Here is a 21,491-nt window from a genome sequence, read left to right as displayed (position 1 = left end):
CACCTTAAACATGAGGAATTGCCGTTTTTTTGAGCGTCATAATGGCCCGATTTTTACTTCGGAAGCCGCAGAGGGTTCGTACCAGCGGCTGAGCGACTGACCACTCATCTGCTCTAATACGTCAATTGAAGGAGCGTAATAATCATTGAGGCGCTTCCGTAGCTCGTCCGTCAGTGGCGGGTACCGAGTCTCGCGCGCAACCAACTTGCGAATGGTCTGGAACGCGGTGGTCCCGCGCAAGGGACGGGCGATCGGTTTCATCCAGGACAGATGCTTGCTCAATCCGGCGGGCACGACGGGCGCCGTCTTGTCTTTCACTTTCTCCTGTCCGCTGGGAGCCAGAGGCCGCAGTGGCAGGCCCAGGTGGGCACGGACCCGTGACATCTGCGTTTCCGGGTCGTCCAGGACGCCCTCGAAAAACAGGATGAGAAGTGCCTCGCGCCCGAAGAGGTCGATATAGGACTGCAGGTGCGATGCGAAATTGCCGGCGACCAGGAACCGCATGTTCTCGCCCAAGGAGGGATCGATGTAGTTCGCTATGTCCCCACCGACCTCGCCGCGCCTGAACAGCATGCAGTAGTTGGAATACGCCCGCTCCACGGGGTTACGCAGCTGAACGATCAGCTTTGCATGGGGCAAGTGGCGGTGAAGGCGGCCCGGCGCTTCGGGTACGTAGAGGTAGGAATTGGATTTCTCGCCAACGAGTCTGCCGGCTCCATCCTCGCTGAACTGCGACAGATACCAATCTTCTCCGCGGCCGTACTCCCGGGAGAAATAGTGCAGCTCCGGATCAGGCATATAGACTGCAGGGTCCGACTGAAGCTGGGTCTGAAGCCAGGTGGTTGCCGATTTCGCGGCCCCGATAATGATAAAGTCGATGTTATCGAATTTCATTGGATTCTGCCGCCTCCGGTTGATGCGCTGGTACCGGGAGCGGCGCACCTTGATGATACCGCGCAAATGCGGTTCGGGTTTGTGGAGTTGGCTTCGGCCGGCACGGCTCTCAGGGTTTCAACCAGAGGCTTTGTGCTTGATGCTCGAACATCATCTGCTGACGCTCCCAGCACTATGGAAGCGGTCATGCCTTTTTCCGCTGTAGGCGGCGGATGTTTCTAACAAAGATAACTGAATGGCGCTTCACACCAGCTCCCAAACTACGTCAGCCAAGCATAGCTGTAGGGCGCCCCAGACATGAAAGGCTCTTTTGGCTTAGACCCGATCCGTTTGTTAAAAATTCTGCATCCGCAAGGCGTATATAAGATCACATAGAGAGGCCTCCCTATGAGCTATTTGCGACATAACGGGGCGCGTCCCGCAGCACGCCCGTTTCGCTGAAGGCCAGTCATTTCGGGCCAGTCTTCCGGGCCAGTCATTTCGGGTCGGGCCAACGACAGGCAGTTCGCGGCGGAAGCGGTCATGGCCGCCATTCAGAACTGACGTCGCCGCACGCGATCAAACGGCAAGTTGCTGTGACTGCACATTCATGTTCCCAGTGTGGCGCGGATCAGGCCGGCACAATCGGCATCCGGTGCGATGGGCCCGGATTTCCCGCTGATCGCGCGGCCTATCATCTTGACGATCGCGCCCACCGATTTGGACTGCCTCGGCACCACGATCGCCGGATCGCGGATCGACCCGCTTACGCTGACGGGGCCGGGCAGGCGCAGCGCGGCGTCGGTCTTGGGCATGCCGTTCAAGGTGAGGGCAAGGCGTTCCTCGGGGAAGGTAACCGTGCCGGTGCCACGCGATTGGCTTACGCTCGTATCGATCAGCAAGGGATCGGCGGTTCCCCGCCCGCCGTGCATGTCCAGCTTCAGGATACCGCAGCGCAGCGACGAACGGCCGGCATCGCCCGCCAGCATTCCCTTGCCGATATCGAACCCGATCAGCGCGGCGATCTTGGTGGGAAGCGATCCCGATTGCGCCACCAGCCCGATCGAGCCATCGGCATTGCCCACCACTTCCCGGATGGTGCTGCCGATGCCTTTCAGCCTGACCCGCCCGTCTATCCGGCCGGTCACCTCGGCATTGCCTCCGCCTGCGAGCGCGGGAATGTCGCTGTGCTTCATGTCGAGGGCGAGCGTCACGCGCGGGGCCGGCTGTCCGTCCCGCTGGTCGACGATCGCCTTGCCGGTTATCGCCCCCGCTTTCAGGCCGATCCGCAGCGGCTCCACCGTCAGCAACCTGTTTTCCAGCGTCAGCACAGCCGAAAGATCGGTGATCGAGGAAGGGCGTCGTCCACCGACGACATGATCGATGTTGACGGCGATGCGGCCGTCTGTCCTGTCGATTTTCCGGATATTGATCCGCGTGTTCGGAACCAGCCGTAGGCCCTGCGCTTGTTCGAGTTGCAGAGCCCGGGCATGGCCTGCGTCGCTTGCCAGATCGTCGAAATCTAGCCGGGCGAACCGCACTTGCCCATCCAGCTTGGTCCGATCGCCCTGCTTGCGCGCGGTCACGGATCCGGCGAGCGCGCTTTTTCCGATGGTTCCTTGCAGGGATCGTACGGACCACGCCGCGTCTTTATGCGTGACTTGCGCGGTGAGATCGACGGGTTGGGTTCCGAACAGACCGGCTTCGATGATACGGTCGATCCGCTTCAGATCGTCCGCCCGCGCGGCCATGCGAAATTCCATATCGTCGAAGCGGAGTGGCCCGGCCATCCGGCCCGAGGCATGGATTGCAAGCGAAGGACCTTCGATCCTTGCATCGAAAGGCCAGGGCTGCGCGGTTGCCATCACGCCGCCCTGGACAGCCACTTGCACCGGAGCGCCGTCCACTTGCCCGGTGCCTTTTGCGGTGAGCCCTGTTTCGGGGGTAACCCGGACGGAGATGGAGAAACTGCGCTTCTGAAGGGCATCGCGATAGGAGATCTGCGCATCGTCGATGCTCGCTATGGCCATCCCCGCGTCATTGCCCGTTTCGCGGCCCGATCCGGGCCTTTCCCAGTTCTTTCGCCCATCGGCGTTGCGTATCAGGTTCAGCCTGACACCGCGTGCGGAGAGTATGTCGGCGTCAATCCTCCCGGTCAGCAGGGATGCCGGGTGCAGCTTCAGCCGCAGCAGGCCGATCGTGGCCATGTTGCCTGACCCCGACCCCGACCCGGCCCCCGAGTCCGCCCATTGCGCTTGAGCCATCCGAATATCGGCCACTCGCATCACCGGGTTCAGGGAAAAATAGGTTTCGCGATCCAACGACGCGATCGTGACCGGGCTCCCGATCCTGTCGCTCAACAGATGCTCGATGGAATTCCTGAGCCATGACACCGGAAATGCGGCGATGAAGAGAAGCAGGGCAATGAGCACGGCGATTGCAGCGATAGAAATCTTCCGAATGATGCGTATCGCAGCGGCCTGGTTCATCGTTTGATGACGAGCGGTGCCGGGAAATGTTCCCGCACGACGCTGCTTCGGATCGTTTGCAGGATATGGCGGCCCGAGGCGCCGAGGCGGAAGATGGAGCCGGGGCCGGAGCCGGGGCCTGAGCCGGGAGCGTCCGATCGCTCCCGGCTTGGAGGCTGAAAATTCGGCAGTTTTCGGAATGGCTCAGGATTGAATGAACGCGAGAAGGTCCCGATTGATAATGTCGGCATGGGTGGTCGGCATGCCGTGCGGCAGTCCGGGATAGGAGATCAACCTGCCGTCCTTGACCAGCTTCACAGAGCGCGCGCCGGTGGTGGTGAACGGACAGATTTGATCGTCTTCACCGTGCATCACCAGCACCGGCACCTCGATCGCAGCCAAGTCGTCGAAGAACTCGGTCTCTGACAGGACGCGCACGCATTCCCACTGGGCGATGGCCGCGCCCATCATGCCCTGGCGCCACCAATTGTCGCGGATGCCCTGCGATACGACGGCACCCTCGCGATTGAAGCCGTAAAACGGGATGGTGATGTCCTGATAGAACTGAGAGCGATGATTTGCCGTGCCGTCGCGGATGCCGTCGACGACTGCCTTGGGCACGCCGTCGGGATTCCGCGCGGACTGCATGAATGTCGGCCGGATCGCGCTAATCAGGACCGCCTTGGCAACCCGATGCTTCGGGCCATAGGTCGCGACATATCGTGTGACCTCGCCGCCGCCCGTCGAATGGCCGATATGAACCGCGCCCGTCAGGCCGAGCGCGTCGACAACCGCCGCGGCGTCAGCGGCATAAGTGTCCATGTCATGGCCTTCGGACGTCTGGGTCGACCGGCCATGGCCGCGGCGATCATGAGCGATCACGCGGAAGCCCTGGGCCAGGAAGAACATCATCTGGCTGTCCCAGTCGTCGGCGCTCAGCGGCCAGCCGTGGTGGAAGAACAAGGGCGGTGCTTCCTTCGGTCCCCAGTCCTTGTAAAAGATCTCGATACCGTCGGTGGTGGTGATCGTCGCCATGATCGTTGCCTCTCGAGTAATCGGATGGACCGCTTCCATTCCGTGATCGGGATTATGTCGGCGACGGGTCCGCATCGTGACCGGCAGTTCCGACAAAAGAGTGGCCAAAACTGACAATCGAAGCGAGGTGCACGCTTGAGGTCATCCTCAATGTCAAAAGCTGGCATCGAGACCTGGGTGAGGTCGTCAAAATACCTTCCGCTGGCGTATCGGAAATGCGGGTTAACCCCGGTCGGGCACTGGAACCCACTGTATGGCAGGCGAGACTTGCGAAACGACTTGCAAGGGCGACCGCACTACGACCTGAGGCGCGCAATTGGATTGTACGGTTGCAGTCGGTGCCCGCGTCCGGGGGAGATTCAGGGGCGCAGCACCACATGGCCGAAAGGTTGCCCGGTCAGGATGAACTCATAGGCTTCGTCGGCTTCGCGCAGCGCGAACTCGTGCTCGATGGGGAGGTGGATCTCCCCTCTGGCCACGCGTTCGAGCATTGCCGAAACCAAGGCATGAGTTGCAGGCGTGTCCATCGGTGCTTCGGGCATGATGCCGAATGGCGTGATATCCGGCGAATTGGCACCGTCCATCCCATAGGCGGGGCGGGGTAGGCCTTCTGCCGCCGAAACTGCCGCGTATCTGCCATTCGGTTTGACGAGCCGGGCAAGGTCCGCGAAGCGCTCTCCGGCGCTGACGTCGAACACGAAGTCCACGCCTTCCTCCCCGGTCAGATCCAGGCATCGCGCAAAGACATCGTCCCGCTCCGCTGAGAGGACATGGTGCAGGCCCAGATCGGCAATCAGGTCCCTGCGCGCGCTGTCGCGGGCGATACCGATCACCGACGCGCCTGCCTCGACGGCTAGCTGCGAGGCGACGATCCCGAGGCTGCTGGTGGCGTGATTGATGAGGATCGTCTCACCTGCCGTCAGTCCGCCGCGTGCGAAAAGCGTGCCGTGCGTCGCGGCCAGGGTGAAAGGCGCGGCTGCGGCGATTGCGGGATCGATCCCCGTTGGCAGGTGCCATGTGGAGGCTTCGGGCGCGGCAAAGAGTTCGGCGTGGCTGCCGTGGGCGTGGTAGCCGACCACGTGGTCCCCAGGCTGGAAGCGGGTGACCGCAGGGCCTGTGGCCACCACCGTCCCGCTTGCCTGGCAGCCAATCGCGCCATTCGGCGTTTCCACTTTCGCTCGCCGGTATAGCGCCAGTTTCACGAGGTCGACCGCCTCGATCGACACGAGTTCGACCTCGATCAGCACCATATCTGAGGTCGCTTCCGGTGCGGGAGCCTCGCCTAGCGTGACCAGCGGGCGGTCTTTCGATCTGGACCAAAATACGGCTTCCAAGCGATCCCTGTCCCGATCAGAACTAAGATTTATAGCCGGACTATTCCGACGGAAATCATTGCCGGTCAAGGTTGCAGTCGATCGTCCGGGGGCGTCCCGATGGCGGCCGCCGGAGGCCGGGCAAGCTTCTTTTCGTTCCTTGAGCGGGGCTTCGGGTGCCGGGCCGGATCGGGTTGAGCGCGACCGATCCTTGCGCCGTGCCCGGCTCCCATCCCGCTGTATTGCGCCGGCGGCCGCGTTTCCCTCACAAGGTTGCGGTGCAGCATTGACGCGGGCGCGCCGCTCGGCGATGTGCGGCGCTTGGCACCGGGTGGGGTGGAATGAGAATCGTCATCATCGACGACAGCGGCCTGCGCGCGACGGTCCTTGAGGAAGGGCTGCGCGAGGCAGGCTATGACGATATCCATATCGTCCCGCCGCGCGGCGCTTTCGTTGCGCGGCTGGAACGCATGGCGCCCGATGTCGTGCTGATGGATCTTGGCAGCCCCAGCCGCGATACGCTGGAAGAGATGCTGCTGGTCAGCCGGGCGCTGGCGCGGCCGATCGCGATGTTCGTGGACCAGTCGGACGAGGCGATGATCGGTGCCGCCATCGATGCGGGCGTGTCCGCCTATGTGGTGGACGGGCTGCGCAAGGAACGCGTGAAGCCGGTGCTGGAACTGGCGGTGCGGCGCTTCAACGTCTTTTCGAAGATGCAGGCGGAGCTGGAAGAGGCGCGCACGGCGCTGGGCGACCGCAAGGTGATCGACCGCGCAAAGTCTATCCTGATGAACCAGCGCGGCCTCTCGGAGCAGGATGCCTATAACCTGCTGCGCACCAGCGCGATGAACCAGGGCAAGAAGATCGTGGACGTGGCGCAGGCGCTGATCACCGCCAGCGACCTGCTGGGAGGCGGACTATGACGACCAACTTGCGCATCGCCTTCCTGCCGCTGAACGACGTGGCCGTGCTTGCCGTCGCACGCGAGCGGGGCTTTGCCGAGGAAGAGGGCATTTCGCTGGACCTCGTGCGCACGACAAGTTGGGCGACACTGCGCGATCGGCTGGTCTACGGGCAGGTGCAGGCCGCCCACATGCTGGCGCCGCTGGCGGTGGCGGTGACGCTGGGGCTGAGCCAGCAGCCTGCCGCACTGGCCGCGCCGTACAAGCTGGGCGTCAACGGCAACATGCTGGTTATGGCGCGCGATTTTGCCGCCGCGCTCGATCCCGATCCGGTGCGCCGTCTGGCCGATCCGCTGGGCACCGCGCACGATTTCGCCTCTGCCATCGGGCTGTGGCGGCGCAAGCCGGTGATCGGCGTGGTCCATCGCTTTTCCAGCCATGCGCTGATGCTGCGCTACTGGCTGGCCAGTGCGGGCATCGATCCCGATCGCGACGTGGTGCTGCGCGTGCTGCCGCCCTCGCTGACGGTGGAGGCGATCCATGCCGAGGAGATCGACGGGTTCATCGCCGGCGAGCCATGGGGCAGCGCCGCGATCGATTCCGGCCGGGCCGAGGCCGTCGCCATCGGCGAGCGGATCTGGCAGCGCGGCGTCGAGAAAGTGCTGACTTTCCGCGAGGCATGGCTGGAGGAGAACCCGGAGACGGTCGATCGCCTGCTGCGCGCGTTGGCCCGGGCTGCGGCGTGGTGCGACGAGCCCGACAATCGCGAGGCGCTGGCCGATCTGCTGGCCGATCCGCGCTATGTCGATCAGCCGGCGGACCTGATCCTGCGCGCGCTGACCGGGCGGATCGTTCCGCGCGTGGGCGACGGCGCGGTCGATTGTTCGGACTTCGTACTGTTCTCCCGCGAGGCGACCTCGTTCCCGTGGCGCAGCCAGGCGCTGTGGATCTATTCGCAGCTCGTCCGCTGGAACATGGCGGAAAATTCGCCGGAAACGGCGGCCAAGGCCGGTGCGGTGTTCCGGCCCGACGTGTTCCGCCGCGCGCTGGCCGGCAGCGACGTGCCGATGCCGGGTGCCAGCATGAAGCTGGAAGGCGCGGTGAACACGCCGCTCGCGGTCGGATCGCGCAAGGGGGACCTGACGCTGGGGCCGGATCGCTTCTTCGACGGCCGCGTGTTCGATCCGGAGCGGATCGACGACTATCTGGCGGGTTTCGCCGCCCGCTGATCGAGGTTTGGGGGGCGCCAGTCCCCTTTCGTCATCCCCGCGCAGGCGGGGATACCGCTTGTGGCGGCGCAGCATGAGTCTTGATGTAAACCTCCAGATCCACGCCAATCGGCGACGTCTGAATTTTGTGCCTTGCAACATGGCGCGAATCGACTGATGATGCAGGCCTCACGCGAAGACGCGTGACCATACTCGGATGCGCTGCTCCAACGGTGGAGCGCCATCCTCACCGAATTTCGCAGCAAAGCCGCTGACCGGGCTCACCAAGGGGTGACGTCCGGCCTGCGGCTTTTTTCGTGTCCGTTTTATGGGGAACCTGACGATGGCAACCGCTTACTGGGAACGAGACGGAGAGGCCACAGCGGCCGGAAATGCACCTGAAGCCGCACCTGGCGCGGCACTCGAAGCGCCGGCGACCAGCTTCTGGAAGGCCGGGCACACGCCCACGTTGATCGCCGCCTTTCTCTATTTCGATCTGGCCTTCATGGTCTGGGTGCTGCTGGGGCCGCTGGCGCCGGAAATATCCAAGACCCTGGGCCTCACCCCCGCCGAAAAGGGGCTGATGGTGGCGGTGCCGACCCTGGCGGGCGCGCTGCTGCGGGTGGTGAACGGGCTGCTGGTGGACCGCATTGGCCCCAAGCGTTCGGGCGCGATCAGCCAGTTGATCGTGATCGCCGGGCTGTTCTTCGCCTGGTTCACGGGCGTCAACAGCTTCGGCGGCACGCTGGCGCTGGGCGTGATCCTGGGGTTCGCGGGCGCGAGCTTCGCCATTGCCCTGCCGCTGGCGAGCCGCTGGTATCCGGCCGAGCATCAGGGCAAGGCGATGGGGCTGGCCGGCATGGGCAATTCGGGCACGGTGCTGGCATCGCTTTTCGCGCCGATGCTGGCCAAGACGTTCGGCTGGAACGCGGTGCTGGGGCTGGCGTGCATCCCGCTTTCGGTGGTCTTCGTCGTCTACCTGATCCTTGCCAAGGACTCGCCGAACCAGCCCGCGCCGCGCAAGCTGGTCGACTATTTCGAGCCGCTGAAGCAGGCCGATGCCTGGTGGCTGATGGCGTTCTACGCGGTGACGTTCGGCGGTTTCGTGGGGCTTGCCGCTTCGCTGCCGATCTACTTTACCGACCAGTTCGGGCTGACCACTATCGTTGCCGGCTACTGCACGGCGGGCTGCGTCTTCGCCGGATCGCTGGTGCGGCCGATGGGCGGCGCGCTGGCGGACCGGGTCGGCGGCGTGAAGACGCTGATGATGGTCTACACCGTGGCCGCCATCGCGCTGGTCGGTGTAGCGCAGGCGCATTCGTTGCCGAGCGCGCTGGGCATGTTCGTGCTGGCGATGCTTGCACTGGGCACGGGCAATGGCGCGGTGTTCCAGCTGGTGCCGCAGCGCTTCCAGGCGGAGATCGGGGTGATGACGGGTCTGGTCGGCATGGCGGGCGGGATTGGCGGGTTCTACCTTGCCAGCTCCTTGGGCCTTGCCAAGCAGATCACCGGCAGCTTCGCCCCCGGTTTCCTGATCTTCGCCGGCCTTGCGGTTGTAGCGCTGGCTTCGGTTGCGCTGGTGAAGACGCGCTGGCGGGCGACGTGGAAGACCGCCGCGCGGATCTGACCGGCGCTTCTAGTCGGAAAATGCCGCTCCAGTGAGTGCGCGCGCTGCGGCTGGCGGCGCGCGCATTCGCTTGTCCGTCGCGGCAGGTTACCGATAATTCAGGATACGGCGAACTCCGCGCAATGTCCCGGGGCGCAGCACATAGGTTGACGGCCGACTCCCGGCCGCCGTTGCGATCGCAACCGACCCTGCCGAGACATGCCATGCGTGAAGTCCGCCCCCTTGCAGCCCCGATTTTGGTTGGCCCGATTTTGGCCGCCCTTCTTCTCCTGCCCCTGACCCCGGCTGCCGCGCAGACGGCCGAGCCGTCCATCGATCAGATCCATGCGCTTGCTGCCGGCGGCCATGTCGATCAGGCGCTGGCGAAGATGACCGAAGTGCTGAAGCAGCATCCGGAAAGCCCCAAGGCGCACTATGTGGAGGCGGAACTCTACGCCCGCGAAAACCACATGGCGCAAGGCCGCAGCGAACTCGCCAGGGCAGAGCAACTGGCCCCCGGGCTGCCGTTCGCGGACGTCTATTCGGTGGCGGAACTGAACCGGCAATTGGCGCTTGGCCCCACCAGCCCAGTCGCGGCGGGGATGGTCGCGACGGGAACGGTCGCGCCGCGTGCGGCAGGCTTTCACCTTCCCTGGGGCATGATCCTGGCGGTGGGTGCCGCTGCCATCGGTCTGTTCCTGATGTTTCGGCGGCGCGCGGCGCCGATCGGGCCCTCCGTCGCGCAGGGGCCTTGGGGCGGGCAAGGGATTGGGCAGGGCTACGGCATGCCCGGTGCAGGCATGCCGGGGGCAGGCATGACGAGTGGGGGCATGATGGGCGGCTCCGGCCTGTTGGGCACTTTGGCCAGCGGCGCGGCGATGGGCGCAGGTTTCGCGGCGGGCGAGGAAGTTGTGGACCGCCTGTTCGGATCCGGAGAGCGCCGGGAGGGCCAGGGCGGGAGCCAGATCGGGGGCCAGTTCGGGGGCCAGTTCGGGGAGGGCGGTTTCGGCGCCGATCCCGGCAACATCAATCAGGATATGGGCGGCAACGATTTCGGCATTTCCGACGATGGATCGTGGGACGATTCCTCCACGGACAGCGGCGGCTGGTAACCGCGGGAAACCGGGCCTGAGCCGGAAAAACCCTGTGCCGGCGTGAATATCGCGCGATTTGCCGCTATGATGGCCTATGCGAATTTCTGCCTCCCCCCGCCTCAAAATCGGCCATACCAAAATCGCCCGTATCGGGATCGCCTTTCTCGGCATGGTTCTGCTTCCCGCTGCCGCGCAGGCGGACGATCGCCCCTATTGCACCGATCGTCCGGGCATCGGCACGCCGGCCTGTACGATGGCGCCCGGCCAGTTCTCGGTGGAGCTGGGGCTGGGCGATTGGACGCTCAATCGCGACGATACGCAGCGGCAGGATACCTTCACGGTGGGCGACGCGCTGGTGCGCTATGGCATTGCCGATCACGCCGAAGTACAGGTGGGCTGGGGCATGCTGGGCTTTTCGCGCACGCATGACCGGTTGAGCGGAGAGATCGACCATCGCAGCGGCACGGGCGACGTTACGCTGGCGCTGCGCCGCAATCTGGCGAATCCGGACGGTTCCGGCCTGTCGGTGGCGGTGATGCCCTATGTCACCCTGCCCACCGGGCGTGAGCCGATCGGCGCGGGGGACTGGGGTGCGGGCGTGCTGGTGCCGCTATCCTACGAACTGTCCGACAGCTGGAGCCTTTCCGCCACGACCGAGTTCGACGCCGCCGTCGATGGAGACGGCAATGGCCGCCACTTCGCCTTTTCCGAAACCGTTGGTGCATCTGTGGCGCTGAGCGACAAGTGGTCCGCCACGGCCGAATATCAGGTGCTGGCGGATCGCGATCCGGAAGGGCATAGTGTGCAGCACCTGTCCGGCCTGTCGCTTGCCTGGCAACCGCGCGACAATCTGCAATTCGACGTGGGCGCCAATGCCGGGCTCGACCGGGATGCCGACGATCTGGAAGTCTACTTCGGCGTCTCCCGGCGGTTCTGAAGGAGCATGGTCTGCCCTTTTCCCTGAGAGGGCAGTTCATCGATACGAAAGCTCCGGAAGAGCACCAGTTACCGGCGGGTGCGCATCGAAGGAGATCGATATGATTCGCAAGATGTTCGCGATTGTCGCCGTTGCCGGAATGCTGGCGGCGACACCGTCGTTGGCGGCCGGTTCCTGCCGGGACGCCCATGGCAAATTCATCAAGTGCCCCACTTCCACGACTGCGAAGAAGGCGCCTTCCAGCGCGGTGACCAAGGGCAAGGACGGCAAGTGCCGCTTCTCCTCCGGCCCGAAGAAGGGGCAGTTTACCAAGTGTCCGTGATCTTCTGATCGCGAAGGTCCGGCCATCCCCCGGCCGGACCTTCGCATCTGCAATCTAGGCAAGCATCACCGCCGGCTTTGCCGCGCGGCCGGTGCGCAATCGCCGGATAGACGGCCATTCCGGCCCGTTTTGCTGCGCCTTTTCATCCTTCCGCCAGCCATGACGAATTCCGCTTGAGCCTTCGCGCGATTCTCCATATGCTGCACTGCAAAGGACGATGTTGTCCTTCCTACATCACCGAAGCGACCCACTGACGGGGCGTGGAGGCCCGAACGATGGCAAGGCCGCCATCCAGACTTCCGGTTCAAGCCCGGGGGTCTGGATGGCGGCCTTTTCTCGTTTTCCCCTTTGAGTTTTCTGGAGGCGCGGGAATGGAATTTCAGGACGGGATCGAACCCCAGCAGACCCTGGCGACGGACTGTGAGGACGCGCTGATCGTGCCGTTCGACGATGTGCGCGAACATCTGGTGGTGGCGGGCAACGGCATGGCCGGGTGCCGCGCGGTGGAGGAATTGCTGGCGCGCGATGCATCGCGCTACCGCGTCACCATCTTCGGCGCCGAACCGCACGTGAATTACAACCGCATCATGCTCTCCCCCGTGCTGGCGGGCGAGAAGACGTTCGACCAGATCGTCATCAATCCGCGTGAATGGTATGACGACAACGGCATCGAACTGGTCACGGCCGACCCCGTGGTCGCCATCGACCGCGCGGCGAAGACTGTGACGGCGCAGTCGGGCCGCAAGGTGCGCTATGACCGGCTGCTGATCGCCACTGGATCCGACCCCTTCATCATCCCGGTCCCGGGCAAGGACCTGCCCGGCGTGATCTCTTTCCGCGACATGCGCGACGTGGACCTGATGCTGGAAGCGGCAGGCAAGGGCGGCGATGCGGTGGTGATCGGCGGCGGGTTGCTTGGCCTGGAAGCGGCGCATGGTCTTAGCCTGCGCGGCATGAAGGTTACCGTGATCCACCTGATGCCCACGCTGATGGAGCGCCAGTTGGACGAAGCGGCGGGCTGGCTGCTGAAGACCGCGCTGGAAACCCGTGGCCAGACGATCCTGACCGGCGCCGACACGGCCGAAATCGTCGGCGAGGGCAAGGTCGAGGGTGTGCGCCTGAAGGACGGGCGCGAGATTCCCGCCAGCCTGGTGGTCATGGCGGTCGGCATCCGGCCCTCCACGGCGCTGGCCCGCGATGCGGGGCTCGACGTGGGCCGGGGCATCAAGGTGGACGATCACATGGTCACCAGCGATCCCGCCGTGCTGGCGGTGGGCGAATGCGTGGAGCATGACGGCAATGTCTACGGCCTTGTCGCGCCGCTCTGGGACATGTGCCGCAGCCTGGCCGACGGCCTGACCGACCGGCACAGCGGCTATCGCGGATCGGTTACGTCCACCAAGCTGAAAGTCGCGGGGCTGGACGTGTTTTCGGCGGGCGACTTTTCGGGCGGGGAGGGCTGTGAGGATATCGTCCTGCGCGATGCCGCGCGCGGCGTCTACAAGCGTGTAGTCGTGAAGGACAACAAGGTCGTCGGCGCGGTGCTCTACGGCGATACGGCGGACGGAAACTGGTACTTCGATCTTCTGAAGAAGGGCGAGGATGTTTCGGAAATCCGCCAGTCGCTCATCCTCGGGCAAGCCTTTGCTTTGGGCGGCAATGCCGATCCGCTGGCGGCCGTGGCGGCGCTTGCCGACGATGCGGAGGTCTGCGGCTGCAACGGCGTTTCGAAGGGACAGGTGGTCGCCTCGATCACTGGCGGTGCCTGCAGCCTCGATGCCGTGCGCGCGACTTGCAAGGCTTCGGCCAGCTGCGGTTCCTGCACCGGCCTTGTCGAAAGCCTGCTGACGCTGACCCTGGGCGAAGAGGTGAAGTCCGGCCCGAAGACCTTGTGCAAGTGCACCAGCTTCACCCACGACGACGTGCGGCGGGAGATCGTGGCGCAAGGGATGAAGTCGATCCCCGAAGTCATGCAGAAGCTGCACTGGTCCACGCCTGACGGCTGCTCTTCCTGCCGCCCCGCGCTCAACTACTACCTGCTTTGCGCGCTGCCGGGCGAGTACGAGGACGACCAGCAGAGCCGCTTCGTCAATGAGCGCATGCACGCGAACATCCAGAAGGACGGCACCTATTCGGTGGTGCCGCGCATGTGGGGCGGGCTCACCAACCCGCGCGAGTTGCGCGCGATTGCCGATGTGGTGGAGAAATACGATGCGCCGATGGTGAAGGTGACCGGAGGGCAGCGGCTCGACATCTTCGGTATCAAGAAGGAAGACCTGCCCGCCGTCTGGGCCGATCTCAACGCCGCCGGGATGGTTTCCGGCCATGCCTACGGCAAGTCGCTGCGCACGGTGAAGACCTGCGTGGGCAGCGAATGGTGCCGCTTCGGCACGCAGGATTCCACCGGGCTGGGCGTGAAGACGGAGCGGATGACCTGGGGTTCCTGGATGCCGCACAAGTTCAAGATCGCGGTCTCCGGCTGCCCGCGCAATTGCGCCGAAGCGACGATCAAGGATTTCGGGATCGTTTGCGTGGACTCCGGCTATGAACTCCATGTCGGCGGCAACGGCGGCATTCACGTTCGCGCCACGGACTTCCTCTGCAAGGTGGCCACCGAGCAGGAAGCGCTCGATTACTGCGCCGCCTTCACCCAGCTCTACCGCGAGGAAGCGCGCTATCTGGAACGCACCGCACCGTGGATCGAGCGCGTCGGCGTCGAATACGTGAAACAGCGGATCGTTGAGGATGAAGTGGGCCGCGAAGCCCTGCGCGCCCGCTTCCTCTATTCGCAGAGCTTCAGCCAGGAAGACCCCTGGGCCGAACGTGCGGCCGGGCAGAAGGCCGAACTGCACCAGCACCTCGAACCCCTGGCACCCCAAGAACTGGCCGCAGCGGAGTGAATGACATGAACGACTGGATCGACATCGGCACTCTGTCCGACATTCCCCTGCGCGGTGCGCGCACCGTGCAGATCGTGGGCGAGAAGGAGATCGCCGTGTTCCGCACCGGGGATGACCGCGTCTTCGCGCTCGTCAACGAGTGCCCGCACAAGAAGGGGCCGCTCAGCCAGGGCATCGTCCATGGCCATTCGGTGGCCTGTCCGTTGCACAACTGGAACATCGCGCTCGCCAGCGGAGAGGCGCAGGGCGAGGACAAGGGCTGCACGCCAACGATCGCGGTGCGGCAGGACGGCGATCGCATCCTGATCGCACACCCGCAGACCTTGCAGGTGGCGGCTTGAGCGCGGTCCTTATCCAACCGGGCGAGGTCTGGCTGGTCGGCGCGGGGCCGGGCGATCCGGACTTGCTCACGCGCAAGGCCGAACGGCTGATCGCGGCGGCGGACGTGGTGTTCCATGACGCGCTGGTCGGCCCCGGCGTGCTCGATCTGATCCCGGCAGGGACGGAGCGGGTCGGCGTTGGCAAGCGATCCGGCCGGCACAGCAAGGCGCAAGGCTCGATCAACGACCTGCTGCTCGAAGCCGCGAAGGCGGGCAAGCGTGTGGTGCGGCTGAAGGGCGGCGACCCTTCGGTCTTCGGGCGCTCTGCGGAAGAGATGGACCACCTTGCCGCCGCAGGCGTGCCGGTGCGGATCTGCCCCGGCGTGACCACGGCCAGTGCGGCGGCGGCGAGCGGGCATGCATCGCTTACCCTGCGCGGCGTGGCGCGGGGGCTGACTTTGGTGACGGCGCACCTGAAGGCAGGCGAGCCGCTCAAGCTCGATTGGGAGGCGCTGGCACGGCCGGGCGGCACGCTGGGCGTCTACATGGGCCGTGCGGCGGCGGGCGACATCGGCCGTTCGCTGATCGCGGCCGGGCGCGATCCGGATACGCCGGTGATGATCGCGGTGAACGTCTCGCTCCCCAATGAGCGGCTGATCCGGGGCAAGCTCTCTGCGCTGGCTTTCCTCGTCGCGACGATCAGTGACGATGATCCCACGCTGCTGCTGATCGGAGAGGCGGTCGGCCCGAGATACGTCGAAACGGTGCGTCACATGGCCGGGGAGAAGGTTGCTTGACGGCGCTTTCGATCGATGAGGCAAGCCGCGTGGTTATCGATGCGCTCGCGGCAACCTGTGCGTTCGAAGAAGTGCCGCTGCGTCAGGCCAACGGGCGTTTCTGTCCGGGCGCCATGTTTGCCACGGGGGACCAGCCGCGCTTCGATTCCGCGGCGATGGATGGCTGGGCGCTGTCTGGTTGGGGTGGCGATCAATACAGGATCGTCGGCGAGAGCCGCGCGGGCTGCGCCTTCGACCGGGCGCTGGAAGCGGGGGAGGCGGTGTACATCTCCACCGGTGCCATGATCCCGGCCGGCGCCAGTGCCGTGGTCCGCCGTGAGCAGGGCGTGGTGGCCGATGGCATGCTCACCGCGCTGGAGATCGTGCCCGGCCGCGATATGCGGCGGCAAGGTTGCGACTTCCGGCGCGGAGCCATGCTGCTGCCGGCCGGGCGGCGGATCGATCATTTCGACATCGCGCGGCTCGCTGCGTCCGGCCTGTCCCGCCTGCGCGTGGCGCGTCGGCCGCATGTTGCGCTGCTGGCGACGGGGGACGAGATCGTCGCGGCGGGGCATGAGGCACCGGCTTGCGGCAATTATGATGCGCTTTCCCCGGCGCTGTGGGCACGGATGGCCGCCCTTGGCGTGGAGGTGGACGATCTGGGCGTGGCGCGTGATGACGACGCCGGCATCCTGAAACGGGCATGCGCGTCGGACGCCGGGCTGCTGGTGGTTACGGGCGGTGCTTCGGGTGGGCGGCATGACCGGGTTCGGTCCGCGCTCCTGCCGATGGGCCTGGAGGTACTGGTGCCCGCCGTGCGGATGCGGCCGGGCAAGCCGTTCTGGTTCGGCAGCTGGGGCGACGGCCGCCTTGTCGCGGGCCTGCCGGGCAATCCGGTTGCCGCATTGGCCGCGCTGGAGCTGTTTCTTGTTCCGGCCCTGCTGGCGGCACAGGGTCTGCCCTCCGCGCTGGAATGGAGCCATTGCCACGCCGCGCGCCCAACTGGGGGTGCGGGGGCCGAACGTGTCCGCTTCGCGCGTCGTCACGTCGCGCAGGTGGACGTGATCGGGATGGAGGACAGCGCCGCGCTCAGCCCGTTGCTGGGTGCGAATGCGCTGTGCCGCCAGACCGAGTTCGGCACCCGCGCGGCCGATCTGGCGGGTTGGGCTGGGTCAATATCAGGGTCAGGATCTGGGGCAGGGCAGGATGCGGAGCCCATGCCGGGGCTGGCCCTGCGCGCGAGTGGCTGACGCATCGCCCGGTCCCGCCGAAGCCGGGCCGGGCGATGCCTCATGCCGTCAAACGGTCACGGCAGCGGCACGGCGCCCGGCTGCGCCAAAGACGCGCAGGTAGCGTTCGATTTCCGCCGGATCGCCGGTCGCCTTGGCCGGATTGTCTGACAGCTTGACCGCCGGATGGCCCTCGGCCTCCACCACCTTGCAGACCAGCGAGATCGGATCGAGCCCTTCGGTGGCGAACGGCGCACAGCCCCGGAAATCGTTGGTGAGGTTGGTGCCCCAGCCGAAGCTCATCCGCACGCGGCCGTGGAAGTGGCGGTAGGTCGCCTCTATGCTGTCGATATCCATCCCGTCGGAGAAGATCAGCAGCTTCTCGCGCGGGTCGCGGCCCTTTTCCTGCCACCAGCGGATGATCTGCTCTCCCCCTTCGATGGGCGGCGCGCTGTCTGGGCGGAAGCCGGTCCAATCCGCCACCCAGTCCGGCGCGTTGCGCAGGAACGCTTCGGTCCCGAAGGCATCGGGCAGGACGACCAGCAGATTGCCCGCATAGTGATCCTGCCAGTCCTTCAGCACGCGATAGGGCGTGGCGGCCAGCGCCTCTTCATCAGGGGCCAGCGCGGCCAGCACCATCGGCAATTCGTGCGCATTGGTGCCGATCGCCTCAAGGTCCGCATCCATCGCCAGCAGCACGTTGGACGATCCGATGAAGCGGCTGCCCAGCCCTTCCTTCAGCGCCTCCACACACCAGCGCTGCCACAGGAAGCCGTGGCGGCGGCGCGTGCCGAAGTCGGAAATCACAAGGTCCGGCAGGTCGGCCAGCCGTTCCACTTTCTCCCACAGTTTCGCCTTGGCGCGGGCATAGAGCACGTCCAGCGCGAACCGCCCCTGTCCGCGCATCGCCGCGCGCGAACGCAGTTCGTTGACGATCGCCAGTGCCGGGATTTCCCACATCATCGTGTGGGTCCAGGGGCCGTGGAAGCGCAGTTCGTACTGCCCGTCCACCTTGCGCAGTTCGTATTCGGGAAGCTGGAATGTCGCCAGCCAGGCAATGAAATCCGGGCTGAACATTTGTCGCTTGCCGTAGAAGCTGTTGCCCGCCAGCCAGATCAGTTCCTTCTTGCCGAACCGCAGCGATCGCGCGTGATCGAGCTGGGCGCGCAGCTCGTCCTCGTCGATCACTTCAGCCAGCTGCACCGTCTTCGTGCGATTGATAAGCTCGAACGTGGCATGGACGTCGGGATAGAGATGGCGGACCATCTGCAGCATCAGCAGCTTGTAGAAATCGGTATCCAGCAGGCTGCGCACGATCGGATCGAGCCGCCAGTTGTGGTTGTAGGTGCGCGTGGCGATATCGGTATAGACCATGGAAACCCTGCTTAGCTGGAAACGGGCCGGAAACGGAAGAGTTCGGCGGGGCGGAAGGAAGAGCCGGTCACGCGCTCTCCGGTCGGTTCCAGCCAGCCGCGATCGAGCATGCGGCGGCGAAATGCCGATTTGTTGAGCGAAACGCTAAGGATCGCCTCATGCACATCCTGCAAGGCGCGCAGCGTGAAGCGATCGGGCAGGAGGGCGAAGCCGATCGGCGAATAGTCGATCTTTCCGCGCAGGCGCCGGATCGCGTGGCTCAGAAGCTCCGCGTGATCGAAGGCGAGAGGGAGCGCGGTATCGCCGTTTCCGTCGTCCGTCGATGCGGCGACGTTGCCGTCTTCGTCCATGCGAAGGCGTGCCAGCGTCAGGCCATGGTCGGCCCGAAGCGCCGCGGCGAAGCGGTCGGCGGGGAGCAAGGCGAAATAGGCGACCGAGATCACCCGCGTGCGGGGATCGCGGCCCAGCGCACCGAACGTGTAGAGCTGTTCCATATAGGCGTCCGCCATGTGCGCCTTGTCCCCCAGCAGGCGGCGGGCGGCATCGTCCAGGCTCTCATCGATGTGCACGAAGCCGCCGGGCAGCGCCCACGATCCGGCAAAGGGATGCTCCTCGCGCCGCACCAGCAGCGCGGCGGGCAGGCCGTCGATCACCGACATCAGTACCAGGTCCACCGCGATCGAAGGGCGGTCGAACGCAGCGGGATCGTACCGGTTCAGGTAATCTGCCTCGCTCTCGATCATGCTGCACCCTTATATTCAGGATGCACTTTACTTATGTGCAGATGAGATATAAGTCAACGGACAGAGCAGAAGGAAGCAGACGATGGCCGGTTTCATGATCGTGGTGGACATGCAGCGCGACTTCGTGATGGCATCGGGCGCCTTGCCGGTTCCCGACGCCGAAGCCATTGTTGCGCCCATGACCGAGTGGCTGTCCGCGCTGGATCCGGCGCAGACGGCGGGCGTGCTGATGACGTTCGATACCCATGTGCCGGATGTCTATGCCGGCTCTGCCGAGGCGGCGCAGTTCCCGATCCATTGCGTGCGCGGCACGCCCGGTTGGGAAAGCGTGCTCGATACCGCTGCCATCGGCCCCGAAATCCCCGTCTACGCGCTGGAAAAGGGCGTTTTCGACATGTGGGAGGAGGCCGGGCTGCGCGTCCACGCATTGCGGGGCGGCGAGGATATCGACCGGGACCGGTTCTTTCAGCGCCTTGCCGATCAGGGCGTGACGCAGGTTACCGTCGTGGGCGTCGCGGCCGATTTCTGCGTGCGCTGGGCGGCTGAAGGCCTGATCGCGCGCGGGTTCGATGTGGAATTGCCTTCTGCCTTGACGCGCGGGATCGTGCAGGGGATCGAGGCCGTGGCAGAGGATCTGGGAATGCGCGGACGGGTGGAACTGACCGCCTAAAGGGCGTTCAAGACAACGGCGTTCAAGACATTGGCGTTCACGACAGCCGCAGGACGATGGCTCCGGCGGCGATCAGGCAGGCGCCCGCCACACGCGCAGGGCCGGGCTTTTCCTTCAGGATCAGCGCCGCGATGACGGTCGCGAAGAGGATCGAGGTTTCGCGCAAGGCGGCGATGACGGCGACCGGCGCGAAAGTCATCGCCCAAAGCGCCAGTCCATAGGAAACCATCGTCGCCAAGCCGCCGGCAAGCCCCGGTTTCCAGCCGATCGCGACCTGGCGCAGGAATGCCTCGCGCCTTGCCCATAGCGCCCAGCCGGCAAGGGGAATGCCGGTCAGCAGGAAGATCCAGAGCGTATAGGCCGCCGGCGCCTGCGAATGGCGCACGCCGAACCCGTCGACCAGCGTGTCGCAGGCAATCACCACTGCGTTCAGCAAGGCCAGCGCGATGCCGCGACCATGTCCCGCCTTGCGGTGGAGCGCGCTACCCAGCACTCCGGCGCAGATCGCGGCGATGCCTATCCATGCCGCCGGCGAGAGCGGTTCGTGCAGGAAAGTCGCGGTCGCCAGGGCCACCAGCAGCGGCGCGGTGCCGCGCATCAGCGGATAGGTCGCGCTCATGTCCGCCAGGCCATAGGCGCGCGCGACCAGCACGTAATAGAGCACCTGAAGCAGGCTGGATGCAGCGATGAACAGCCAGCTCGACCGTGCCGGCGCGGGAAGGAACGGCAGGACCGCCACGGCAATCGCGGCGGCGGAGGCGGTGACGAGCACCGTGGTCAGCAGCTTGTCCTCACCCCCTTTGACAAGGGCGTTCCAGCCGGCATGCAGCGCGGCGGCGAAGAGGATGATGCAGAAGACGGTGATGGTCATGGCGCTTGCTTGCGCCTGCATATGGCCGTGGCCGCGGCCGTCAAGGCGCGGGGCAGGTCGGCATCGATCACGGAATCGCGTTCGGCGCGGAGAAGGAGTAAGCTGCGGATCGATTGCGCGTTTTGCAGGGGAGGGGAACGGATGCCCATCCGCAAGTTGATCCTGTGTGGCTGCACCGGCGGCATGCTGCTGGCCAGTCCCGCACACGCGGATCGCATCGATATCTCGTCGGACGATCTGGAACGGCCTGCGCCTGTGCGCCCATCCGGCCTGCGCGGTGGCAGGGCATCGCATGTCTATGAGGCTGCCAGCGCCAGTGGGATGGCTGCGGACGATGCAGAGCCGATCGATATCTCGCTGGTCGTCGTTACCGGGCCTTACTCTGGGCCTTACTCTGGGCCTTACGCCGCCATGCCCGGCGGGCGGCCGGTGCGCGGGGGTGAGCAGACCAGCGGCTTCGGCATGCGCCACCATCCCATCTTGGGCGGTACGCGCTTCCACGACGGCGTGGATCTGGCGGCCCATGCCGGCGACGGCGTCTTCGCGACGGCGGGTGGACGCGTAACCTCAGCGGGCTGGAACGGCGGCTATGGTCTGGCGGTGACGGTCGATCACGGGCACGGGGTGGAAACGCGCTACGCGCACCTTTCCCGCGTGAACGTGGCGGCGGGTGAGGAGGTGAGGGCGGGCGAAATCCTTGGCCGTGTGGGCTCCACCGGCCTGTCGACAGGGCCGCACCTTCATTACGAAATGCGCCGTTTCGGACGCCCTGTGGATCCTGCGACGACTTTACGACGCTGACCACCTGCACCTAGCGGGGTGGAAGCCTAGAGCCGCTGGATTGCCCAAC

The 21,491-nt window shown here is 65.4% G+C and carries 20 protein-coding genes; 13 read left to right on the top strand and 7 right to left on the bottom strand.

What is annotated here, in order from left to right; genetic code table 11:
* Positions 1 to 36 precede the first annotated feature (36 nt).
* On the bottom strand, positions 37 to 960 hold the full coding sequence (locus WBP07_RS23295; RefSeq protein ID WP_395397462.1) for a sulfotransferase family protein: 924 nt from the start codon (positions 958 to 960) through the stop codon (positions 37 to 39).
* Between the two features lie 521 nt (positions 961 to 1,481).
* On the bottom strand, positions 1,482 to 3,080 hold the full coding sequence (locus tag WBP07_RS23290; protein ID WP_395397461.1) for an AsmA family protein: 1,599 nt from the start codon (positions 3,078 to 3,080) through the stop codon (positions 1,482 to 1,484).
* 163 nt (positions 3,081 to 3,243) lie between these two features.
* Here WBP07_RS23290 and WBP07_RS23285 point away from each other — a divergent pair, with 163 nt between their 5' ends.
* Complete coding sequence (locus tag WBP07_RS23285) at positions 3,244 to 3,369, top strand: hypothetical protein (RefSeq protein WP_395397460.1); 126 nt, start codon at positions 3,244 to 3,246, stop codon at positions 3,367 to 3,369.
* Positions 3,370 to 3,545: 176 nt separating this feature from the next.
* Here WBP07_RS23285 and WBP07_RS23280 read toward each other — a convergent pair whose 3' ends face one another.
* Together WBP07_RS23280 and WBP07_RS23275 are read right to left on the bottom strand one after the other, a co-directional pair.
* Positions 3,546 to 4,376, bottom strand: a complete 831-nt coding sequence (locus tag WBP07_RS23280) for an alpha/beta fold hydrolase (RefSeq protein ID WP_395397459.1) — start codon at positions 4,374 to 4,376, stop codon at positions 3,546 to 3,548.
* A gap of 359 nt (positions 4,377 to 4,735) precedes the next feature.
* Positions 4,736 to 5,626 carry a zinc-binding alcohol dehydrogenase family protein gene (locus WBP07_RS23275; protein ID WP_395397458.1) on the bottom strand — a complete coding sequence of 297 codons (891 nt, stop codon included), beginning with the start codon at positions 5,624 to 5,626 and terminating at the stop codon, positions 4,736 to 4,738.
* A gap of 404 nt (positions 5,627 to 6,030) precedes the next feature.
* Here WBP07_RS23275 and WBP07_RS23270 point away from each other — a divergent pair, with 404 nt between their 5' ends.
* The 10 genes from WBP07_RS23270 to WBP07_RS23225 all read left to right on the top strand — a co-directional run bounded on the left by WBP07_RS23270 (position 6,031) and on the right by WBP07_RS23225 (position 17,004).
* Positions 6,031 to 6,612: an ANTAR domain-containing response regulator gene (locus WBP07_RS23270; protein WP_395335835.1), complete on the top strand. Its 582-nt coding sequence runs from the start codon at positions 6,031 to 6,033 to the stop codon at positions 6,610 to 6,612.
* A complete protein-coding gene (locus tag WBP07_RS23265; RefSeq protein ID WP_395397457.1) occupies positions 6,609 to 7,820 on the top strand; it encodes an ABC transporter substrate-binding protein in 1,212 nt (403 codons plus the stop codon). Before WBP07_RS23270 ends, WBP07_RS23265 begins: the two co-directional genes overlap by 4 nt.
* A 322-nt stretch (positions 7,821 to 8,142) precedes the next feature.
* Positions 8,143 to 9,426, top strand: coding sequence for a nitrate/nitrite transporter (locus tag WBP07_RS23260; protein WP_395397456.1), 1,284 nt, complete (start codon positions 8,143 to 8,145; stop codon positions 9,424 to 9,426).
* A gap of 251 nt (positions 9,427 to 9,677) precedes the next feature.
* The gene (locus tag WBP07_RS23255; RefSeq protein ID WP_395397455.1) at positions 9,678 to 10,517 is read left to right on the top strand and encodes a hypothetical protein; all 840 of its coding nucleotides are present in this window, start codon (positions 9,678 to 9,680) and stop codon (positions 10,515 to 10,517) included.
* A gap of 151 nt (positions 10,518 to 10,668) precedes the next feature.
* Complete coding sequence (locus WBP07_RS23250) at positions 10,669 to 11,436, top strand: transporter (protein ID WP_395397454.1); 768 nt, start codon at positions 10,669 to 10,671, stop codon at positions 11,434 to 11,436.
* A 100-nt stretch (positions 11,437 to 11,536) separates the two neighbouring features.
* Positions 11,537 to 11,758 (top strand): hypothetical protein, encoded by a 222-nt coding sequence (locus WBP07_RS23245; protein ID WP_395397453.1) that lies wholly within the window; start codon positions 11,537 to 11,539, stop codon positions 11,756 to 11,758.
* 371 nt (positions 11,759 to 12,129) lie between these two features.
* Positions 12,130 to 14,658, top strand: coding sequence for a nitrite reductase large subunit NirB (nirB, locus tag WBP07_RS23240; RefSeq protein WP_395397452.1), 2,529 nt, complete (start codon positions 12,130 to 12,132; stop codon positions 14,656 to 14,658).
* A 5-nt stretch (positions 14,659 to 14,663) separates the two neighbouring features.
* Complete coding sequence (nirD, locus tag WBP07_RS23235) at positions 14,664 to 14,999, top strand: nitrite reductase small subunit NirD (protein ID WP_395397451.1); 336 nt, start codon at positions 14,664 to 14,666, stop codon at positions 14,997 to 14,999.
* On the top strand, positions 14,996 to 15,775 hold the full coding sequence (cobA, locus tag WBP07_RS23230; protein ID WP_395397450.1) for a uroporphyrinogen-III C-methyltransferase: 780 nt from the start codon (positions 14,996 to 14,998) through the stop codon (positions 15,773 to 15,775). The genes nirD and cobA overlap by 4 nt, the downstream gene beginning before the upstream one ends.
* A complete protein-coding gene (locus WBP07_RS23225) occupies positions 15,772 to 17,004 on the top strand; it encodes a molybdopterin molybdotransferase MoeA (RefSeq protein ID WP_395397449.1) in 1,233 nt (410 codons plus the stop codon). The genes cobA and WBP07_RS23225 overlap by 4 nt, the downstream gene beginning before the upstream one ends.
* A 48-nt stretch (positions 17,005 to 17,052) precedes the next feature.
* On the opposite strand, the gene pncB is transcribed toward WBP07_RS23225, so the two are convergent.
* Both pncB and WBP07_RS23215 read right to left on the bottom strand, forming a co-directional pair.
* Complete coding sequence (pncB, locus tag WBP07_RS23220) at positions 17,053 to 18,357, bottom strand: nicotinate phosphoribosyltransferase (protein WP_395397448.1); 1,305 nt, start codon at positions 18,355 to 18,357, stop codon at positions 17,053 to 17,055.
* An 11-nt stretch (positions 18,358 to 18,368) separates the two neighbouring features.
* Positions 18,369 to 19,100, bottom strand: coding sequence for an NrtR DNA-binding winged helix domain-containing protein (locus WBP07_RS23215; RefSeq protein WP_395397447.1), 732 nt, complete (start codon positions 19,098 to 19,100; stop codon positions 18,369 to 18,371).
* Between the two features lie 82 nt (positions 19,101 to 19,182).
* On the opposite strand from WBP07_RS23215, the gene WBP07_RS23210 reads away from it, so the two are divergent.
* Positions 19,183 to 19,770 (top strand): isochorismatase family protein, encoded by a 588-nt coding sequence (locus tag WBP07_RS23210; protein ID WP_395397446.1) that lies wholly within the window; start codon positions 19,183 to 19,185, stop codon positions 19,768 to 19,770.
* Between the two features lie 37 nt (positions 19,771 to 19,807).
* Here the strand turns inward: WBP07_RS23210 and WBP07_RS23205 are convergent, their stop codons facing one another.
* Positions 19,808 to 20,641, bottom strand: a complete 834-nt coding sequence (locus WBP07_RS23205; protein WP_395397445.1) for an EamA family transporter — start codon at positions 20,639 to 20,641, stop codon at positions 19,808 to 19,810.
* A 141-nt stretch (positions 20,642 to 20,782) separates the two neighbouring features.
* Here WBP07_RS23205 and WBP07_RS23200 point away from each other — a divergent pair, with 141 nt between their 5' ends.
* Positions 20,783 to 21,442: a M23 family metallopeptidase gene (locus WBP07_RS23200; RefSeq protein ID WP_395397444.1), complete on the top strand. Its 660-nt coding sequence runs from the start codon at positions 20,783 to 20,785 to the stop codon at positions 21,440 to 21,442.
* Positions 21,443 to 21,491: the final 49 nt, after the last annotated feature.

Source organism: Novosphingobium oxfordense, from assembly GCF_044029435.1.
Taxonomy (GTDB): domain Bacteria; phylum Pseudomonadota; class Alphaproteobacteria; order Sphingomonadales; family Sphingomonadaceae; genus Novosphingobium.
This window is presented reverse-complemented; position numbering and strand designations above follow the sequence as displayed.

Coding starts and splice junctions, on each gene's coding strand:
- WBP07_RS23290 (WP_395397461.1), bottom strand. CDS start 3,080: ATGGCCACGATCGGCCTGCTGCGGCTGAAGCTGCACCCGGCATCCCTG.
- WBP07_RS23285 (WP_395397460.1), top strand. CDS start 3,244: ATGGAATTCCTGAGCCATGACACCGGAAATGCGGCGATGAAGAGAAGC.
- WBP07_RS23280 (WP_395397459.1), bottom strand. CDS start 4,376: ATGGCGACGATCACCACCACCGACGGTATCGAGATCTTTTACAAGGAC.
- WBP07_RS23275 (WP_395397458.1), bottom strand. CDS start 5,626: ATGGTGCTGATCGAGGTCGAACTCGTGTCGATCGAGGCGGTCGACCTC.
- WBP07_RS23270 (WP_395335835.1), top strand. CDS start 6,031: ATGAGAATCGTCATCATCGACGACAGCGGCCTGCGCGCGACGGTCCTT.
- WBP07_RS23265 (WP_395397457.1), top strand. CDS start 6,609: ATGACGACCAACTTGCGCATCGCCTTCCTGCCGCTGAACGACGTGGCC.
- WBP07_RS23260 (WP_395397456.1), top strand. CDS start 8,143: ATGGCAACCGCTTACTGGGAACGAGACGGAGAGGCCACAGCGGCCGGA.
- WBP07_RS23250 (WP_395397454.1), top strand. CDS start 10,669: ATGGTTCTGCTTCCCGCTGCCGCGCAGGCGGACGATCGCCCCTATTGC.
- WBP07_RS23245 (WP_395397453.1), top strand. CDS start 11,537: ATGATTCGCAAGATGTTCGCGATTGTCGCCGTTGCCGGAATGCTGGCG.
- nirB (WP_395397452.1), top strand. CDS start 12,130: ATGGAATTTCAGGACGGGATCGAACCCCAGCAGACCCTGGCGACGGAC.
- nirD (WP_395397451.1), top strand. CDS start 14,664: ATGAACGACTGGATCGACATCGGCACTCTGTCCGACATTCCCCTGCGC.
- pncB (WP_395397448.1), bottom strand. CDS start 18,357: ATGGTCTATACCGATATCGCCACGCGCACCTACAACCACAACTGGCGG.
- WBP07_RS23215 (WP_395397447.1), bottom strand. CDS start 19,100: ATGATCGAGAGCGAGGCAGATTACCTGAACCGGTACGATCCCGCTGCG.
- WBP07_RS23210 (WP_395397446.1), top strand. CDS start 19,183: ATGGCCGGTTTCATGATCGTGGTGGACATGCAGCGCGACTTCGTGATG.
- WBP07_RS23205 (WP_395397445.1), bottom strand. CDS start 20,641: ATGACCATCACCGTCTTCTGCATCATCCTCTTCGCCGCCGCGCTGCAT.
- WBP07_RS23200 (WP_395397444.1), top strand. CDS start 20,783: ATGCCCATCCGCAAGTTGATCCTGTGTGGCTGCACCGGCGGCATGCTG.